We start from the raw sequence: 1,339 nt of genomic DNA on the forward strand, positions 1-1,339 counted from the left end.
CCCCATAGGCGCTAACTTAGTCTTGACGGTGATGATCGTCGATGATTCACCGTGGTTATGAGCGATTTGTTGCAAGCGTTGGATTGGGACGAGCTGGTCGGACGATTGGGCTCGGCGGAAGAATTAGAGGCGAGCGCACGCAAGGCCGGCGCGCTGCTTCGCAAACGGCAGGTGGGCGGCGCGGTCGACCTGTTGCGGTTGTGTTTTGCCTATGTGTTGGGTCGGTTTTCGCTTCGGACCTTGGCGGCCTGGGCCGATCAGCGGGCGCTCGCGTCGATGTCCGACGTAGCGATGCTTAAGCGTCTGAAGGCCAGTGCCGATTGGGTGGGCTGCCTGGTTTCGGAGTTGCTTGCCGAACGCTGTCCCGAGGCCTTCGCCGGCGTACATAGTGACCTGCGGCTGATGGCGGTTGACGCCACGGTGGTTGCACCGCCTGGGCCTAAGCGGGCCTACTGGATGGTGCATACGGTGTTCGACCTTTCGCGGCTGACGCTCTGTTCGGTGGAAGTCACCGATCGCCATGAAGCCGAACGACTGTCGCGCGGCGTTAAGGCCGGCGAGCTTCGGATTGCCGACCGCGCCCACGCCAAGGCGGCCGATCTGGCTGAGGTGGTCGAGGCCGGGGCCGATTTTCTGGTCCGCGCCCCTTCCAACTACCCGCGCTTGCTGGATAGCGACGGCCAATTGCTGGATCGCTTGGCACTCTGCCGTGAAGCGGGCGAGAAGGGCATGCTTGATCGGTGCGTGATGATCCAGGACGGCAAGTCCAAGGTCGAGGCGGCGGCACGGGTGGTGATTTTACCCTTACCACCCGAGGCGGCTGAGAAAGCCAGGCGAAGGGCCCGCCGGTTGGCCGCCAAGGCGCGATACAGACCCAGCCAGGCCGGCATCGAGATGGCTGGCTATCTGGTGCTGCTAACATCGCTCACAGCCGACGACTGGCCGCCGGAACGGCTCGCCTCGACCTATCGCCTGCGATGGCAGATCGAGCTGGCCTTCAAACGTATGAAGTCGCTGATCGGTTTGGAAGACCTGCGCGCAAAGGACGCCGACCTGGCTCGCCTGTGGATCAACACCGCCCTGCTTGCCGCGCTACTGGCCGAAGATGACCTGCCGGCCCTCGATCCCGAGGCGCCGGACTCTCTCCCCCTGGCGGCCTGAACCGATCGACCTTGCCAATCTGGCGTCTCGTCGCCATCGCCATCACCAACATCTCTATCGCCGTCTTGCACGGCCCCATCAGGCCGATTGCCATCGCCCGGCTGCTCCATCGACTGCGCGAGCCACCGCGAAGGCGACGAGCCATCGCACATCGACAACTAAGTTAGCGCCTATGGGG

1 protein-coding gene is annotated in these 1,339 nt (G+C 63.8%); it reads left to right on the forward strand.

Going from position 1 to position 1,339, the window contains the following annotated elements; genetic code table 11:
• The first annotated feature begins 57 nt into the window (after positions 1 to 57).
• Positions 58 to 1,161 (forward strand): IS4 family transposase, encoded by a 1,104-nt coding sequence (locus BS629_RS09065; protein WP_018241007.1) that lies wholly within the window; start codon positions 58 to 60, stop codon positions 1,159 to 1,161.
• Positions 1,162 to 1,339 lie beyond the last annotated feature (178 nt).

Source organism: Rhizobium leguminosarum bv. viciae USDA 2370 (assembly GCF_002008365.1).
GTDB lineage: Bacteria > Pseudomonadota > Alphaproteobacteria > Rhizobiales > Rhizobiaceae > Rhizobium > Rhizobium leguminosarum.

Coding starts and splice junctions, on each gene's coding strand:
- BS629_RS09065 (WP_018241007.1), top strand. CDS start 58: ATGAGCGATTTGTTGCAAGCGTTGGATTGGGACGAGCTGGTCGGACGA.